At 36.5% G+C, this 4,338-nt stretch carries 5 protein-coding genes; all 5 read right to left on the bottom strand.

The window, feature by feature from the left end:
• Positions 1 to 118 precede the first annotated feature (118 nt).
• The 5 genes from KSO91_RS16200 to KSO91_RS16180 all read right to left on the bottom strand — a co-directional run bounded on the left by KSO91_RS16200 (position 119) and on the right by KSO91_RS16180 (position 4,159).
• On the bottom strand, positions 119 to 1,621 hold the full coding sequence (locus KSO91_RS16200) for a GIY-YIG nuclease family protein (RefSeq protein WP_238744067.1): 1,503 nt from the start codon (positions 1,619 to 1,621) through the stop codon (positions 119 to 121).
• Between the two features lie 482 nt (positions 1,622 to 2,103).
• Entirely contained in the window at positions 2,104 to 2,685 is a 582-nt protein-coding gene (locus KSO91_RS16195; RefSeq protein WP_238744066.1) for a YagK/YfjJ domain-containing protein, read from the bottom strand.
• A 163-nt stretch (positions 2,686 to 2,848) separates the two neighbouring features.
• On the bottom strand, positions 2,849 to 3,046 hold the full coding sequence (locus KSO91_RS16190; protein WP_238744065.1) for a helix-turn-helix transcriptional regulator: 198 nt from the start codon (positions 3,044 to 3,046) through the stop codon (positions 2,849 to 2,851).
• The gene (locus tag KSO91_RS16185) at positions 3,043 to 3,261 is read right to left on the bottom strand and encodes an AlpA family transcriptional regulator (RefSeq protein WP_238744064.1); all 219 of its coding nucleotides are present in this window, start codon (positions 3,259 to 3,261) and stop codon (positions 3,043 to 3,045) included. Before KSO91_RS16185 ends, KSO91_RS16190 begins: the two co-directional genes overlap by 4 nt.
• Before the next feature lie 175 nt (positions 3,262 to 3,436).
• Entirely contained in the window at positions 3,437 to 4,159 is a 723-nt protein-coding gene (locus KSO91_RS16180) for a hypothetical protein (protein WP_238744063.1), read from the bottom strand.
• Between the last annotated feature and the right edge of the window lie 179 nt (positions 4,160 to 4,338).

Raw genomic sequence — 4,338 nt, 5'->3', positions numbered from 1 at the left:
CAAATGCAGTAATAACGCTACTAAGTTGCTCTGGATTTGACATAATTAAGTCCTGATGGATGAGTTACCCGTATTAAATCAGAACAAAAAATGGAAGTTGAGCTACGCTGCCGTAAGCTCACGATTTACTTAATCGAGCAGTGACAAGAAAGTTTTTTTGCTTTATAAAATCATCTGAATATTGAAACCATTCAGTATATCCCTTGAACTTCGAGTTAAAGACAATCGTTAAGCCTGACTCCTTAGCAAATCTTTTTAATTGCGTTTCAATCGCTAAAGCATTAGTTCCATTATCAAAAAGAATAGCGTTTGAATATTTAAAATTAAAAGGTGTTGCTAGCCTTAAGTCATTAAGCCTAGGGATTATGCGGTTTGTTATGCCGACTTTCATCAGATCTAAAGGTGGGGTGCATGAATGTAATAAGTACAAATATCCAAGCTTACATGAATCAAAGCCTGTCTCTGAGCATTTTTGACACCCTGAACCTCTTATATGGCTACCAGCTCTCTGTTTAAAGTCTCCATGTTTAGGACAGGTAATGACAACCTTCTTATCTTTACCCTGATAATCAGCTTTAGAATAACCGTACTTATCCTCATGTACCTCACGAGATAATTCTATCCACTGCTCAGTAGTATATTTAGCTTTACCTGCACAATGCGCGCATCCATGACCAACCATATGGTCATAAGCTTGTTGCGTAATTTTTCCGTGAGTGGGGCAAATGTACGTTATGTTTGATTTTGCCCCATGATAATGAGTGTCGCTGTAATCATATTTGTCGCCATGTACAGCTTTACATTTAGAAATAAACTCTTTGTCGCAGTAAGAGTGTCGGTTAACACATTCGGGGCAATTTGATCCCCGTTCATGGTGACTTGCTATTTGAGGAAAAGGTCCATGACTTTTACAAATTATGTTGAGGTTTACATTAGCGCCCAAATATTCAGTTTTACTGTAGTCATAACGATTACCATGAGTTTTCTGAGCTCTTTTAATCCAATCTGGAGTAGAAACATCTGTAATTTTAGGACAATCTGAACATCCATGTCCACTAAGGTGATTTCCAGCAGAATATAGCGAAAACTCACCATGTTCGCGACAAATGATAGTAATAGGATCTTTGTTTAAGCTGTAAACAGTTTTGCTGTAATCGTACCGATCACCATGAACCGCTATTGCTCGCGCTATAAACTGCTCTTGAGTTGGTTTTGTACCTTTAGGGGCACACTCCCTGCAACCATAAACCCCCTTTAAGTGCTCACAAGGAGACTGAAATAATAAACCATGCTTTTTACAGATAATAATCACATCTTCTTTGTTATTCTTGTAAACAACACGGCTATAGTCAAACTTATCATCGTGCTTTTTGCGAGCGTCAATTATGAATTGTTCAACTGTTTTTGGTTTGGCTCCTAAATTTTGTAACGGACAACATGGGCACCCTTGCTGACTGCGAATATGTTGTGCGGGAGTTAACTCGAATTCACCATGTTCTTTGCACGATATCAAAACGTTTGTTGATTGATTGGTGCACACCGTATTCGAATAATCAAAACGATTTCCGAACTTAGCTTTAGCCTGCACAATAAATTCTTTTGTTGTTTTTCGTTTTCCCATATAACCTCCTTAAAGCCATTTGTTTTCATGTTTCGTTTCTATTTTTGAGCATGTTCACAAACAGATGCTTTAGTTCTTTATGTAGGCTTATTTACCTAACTGATTGTTATATATACTTATAATTTATTGCCTTTGCTATTGTTGCGCACTTTTCTATAATTGCGCATCGCGCATTTTAGTTTCATAAATTGCGCAATCTACATGTACTGTTTTGCCCGTATAGTGTTTTCTTTTTATTCATACTTTCCTAGCAGAACGCCATGGGAGGTGGCGAAGGAGTTAATACATTGCGTTTCCTTTTTTTGCGCCTATTTGTAGCCATTCTTTGTAGATTCCTGTAGAAGTTGAATTCGTTAACACATTGTTTTATATGCTTATAACCTCTTCGTTTTTTACGGATTGGTCACTTTGGTCACTGCGCGTAGTGATCACTCCTAATAGAAAAAGTGATCACTTTTATTTGAACTTTCGAGTAAAGTAAATCATTTTGGCCTAGCTTTTATTTGGCTTGTTCCGTAATCATTTGCACGCGCAGTATTTCTCTCTTTTGTCCATATTTTGGCTTGGTAAGATAATCGGTAAATAGCTTCTGCTTTGTTTATTTCGGTATCCCTCTTGATGTTGTAGTAGCAATTTTCAAGCCCGTGTATATGTCCTCCTGTGGTTACGTCCTCCCACATTAATTTAATTGTTTTAAATAACTTTGTTGGGCATTGTATTTTTGAGCCGTCCACGATTAAAGCTACATGGTAATGTTGCTTGGATGACTTATGTTGCTCTCGACACCATGCGTATCCTAGTCGTTTGACTTTATATTCTTGTTTAAAATAAAAGCGTAATTTACTCATTAATGCAGCCATATATTTGTTGTCTAAAGTAAATGTGCCAACATGCAAATTGAATACATAAACAAACACTCGTCGATGCCAAGTAAGTACATTTTCTACCTGCCCAATTATTTTCCCCATTTGATGAGTAAATATCGGTTTACCCCTATCACAGTTAACTCTATATATTTTTCCTTTAGCCCTATAAATAGGACTTTCGCTCTCATATTTAGCCATATCAGGAATAAACTCATGCGCTAGATATTATTAATAAACCCAGTTGTTTTTTGTTGAATCTATGCGCTTAAGCTAGATAGACCCTAGGTTTAAAGCGCATAGACAAATAACAAAAAGGGGGACTGAAGTTGTAATTTGGTTCATTTCGCTTCATTTCGCATCATTAAGTACCAGCCTTCTTTTTTGTTTGCTCATTTGCATTGTCTCTAAACCATTGTTTGATGCTTTCCTCACTCCAACCTAGCGCCTTATTTCTGTACTGTAGGGGGGCGGGAAAAGCACCTGTCTTCCACCATCGGTGCAATGTTCCGCGAGATTTCCCAATGATTTTTGTTACTTCTTGTGTGGTAAGTAATTTCATTGGTTATTCTCGCTGGCGAATTTATCTTCAGTTTGATTATTTCGTTCTTGAATACAGTCATTGATCCAATCCAAAACTTCATCTTCAATCCAGCCAGTCGCATGCCCCCCAAGCTTAATGTTAAGGGGGAATTGGTTACATGCCATTTTTGCGTAAATTGTCGATCTTCCAAGTGAACATAAATTCATTACTTCTTTAAGGCGGATTATTTTCATAAGTCTTATTGCTTCTTATTGGTTGTTAAAAGATGCGTAAAGATTATGTTTATTTTTTAATTGGGTACGTTCAACAAGTAACTTGAACGCGTTCAAGTTACTTGTTTATTTTTAATAGGCTAGGATAGGGGCTAAAGGAAGGGAAGTAAAACAAGCAATGCGACTGAGAAAAAGGTTAATTTAAGTGTAATTTTTCTTTTCCCTTTTTTATCATCCTAGCTAAAGTGCTTTCAGAGATCCTTGGGTAGGCTAGGTTTTTGAAAGCTTCCTTTTTTTTCTTTGATTTAAAGTCAGATTCTAATCTTGCTAAAGCTCCACGGGGTTCCTTAAGCAGTTCTTCATAAAATGGGCAATATGCCTGAAGAACTTGAACTAAAATCATGCTAGCTTGCTCTGATGGAGGATAATTTTTTTTAGTTTCAATCTCATTATGTATCGATGAATCGCCATCTAAATTTGATAGTTCCTTCTTATGATTTAAATAGTTATCAAATCTTATAATATCTTCATAACTAATGGATATATCATCAAATGAAGTCTCTACTTCAAATCCAGTAATATAATCGTCCATCTCTCCATTTTTATATGAGTCATATATAGCATTTGGTATATATGGGACAACAGTAATGTATTTTTTGATTCCATTAGGCGCATCATAAAGGTTCGCCACTTCAGCTAAATCATTTATATGCCATAGCCCTTTTAAATCAGCGCTGAATGGTATGAGGTTATCTTTAGTATTAAGTGACACTGAATACGCATTAATTGACATTGTAGAGTGCTGTGTCGAAAAAAGACTACTGAGTGGGCAATCTGTTGCATCAGTATTTTTTAAAAATTGCTCGTATTTTTCTTTTATATTTATATCGCTGTTTATAGTTGCAACTGTATACGTCATGTCTTTTGAGTAATAGGTGCGATAGTTAATACAGGATCTAATACTCCCATCCAAAGTGAGCTTACGGCTGCATAGTTTGACTTGGGCGGTTAGCCCAATTCAGTCTTTTTTGGAAAGCAAGTCAGCCGTTACTCACTATTTTCTAGATAATTCCATGGCAGGTAATTTTCTGGGTTGGC

Source organism: Psychromonas antarctica (genome assembly GCF_022267535.1).
GTDB classification, from domain to species: Bacteria; Pseudomonadota; Gammaproteobacteria; order Enterobacterales; family Psychromonadaceae; genus Psychromonas; species Psychromonas antarctica.
The sequence above is the reverse complement of the archived record's forward strand: the minus strand, read 5'-3'. Positions and strand labels throughout refer to the sequence as shown.

Excerpts from the sequence above, each read along its gene's own strand:
- KSO91_RS16190 (WP_238744065.1), bottom strand. The coding sequence starts at position 3,046 with ATGAAATTACTTACCACACAAGAAGTAACAAAAATCATTGGGAAATCT.
- KSO91_RS16185 (WP_238744064.1), bottom strand. The coding sequence starts at position 3,261 with ATGAAAATAATCCGCCTTAAAGAAGTAATGAATTTATGTTCACTTGGA.
- KSO91_RS16180 (WP_238744063.1), bottom strand. The coding sequence starts at position 4,159 with ATGACGTATACAGTTGCAACTATAAACAGCGATATAAATATAAAAGAA.
- KSO91_RS16200 (WP_238744067.1), bottom strand. The coding sequence starts at position 1,621 with ATGGGAAAACGAAAAACAACAAAAGAATTTATTGTGCAGGCTAAAGCT.
- KSO91_RS16195 (WP_238744066.1), bottom strand. The coding sequence starts at position 2,685 with ATGGCTAAATATGAGAGCGAAAGTCCTATTTATAGGGCTAAAGGAAAA.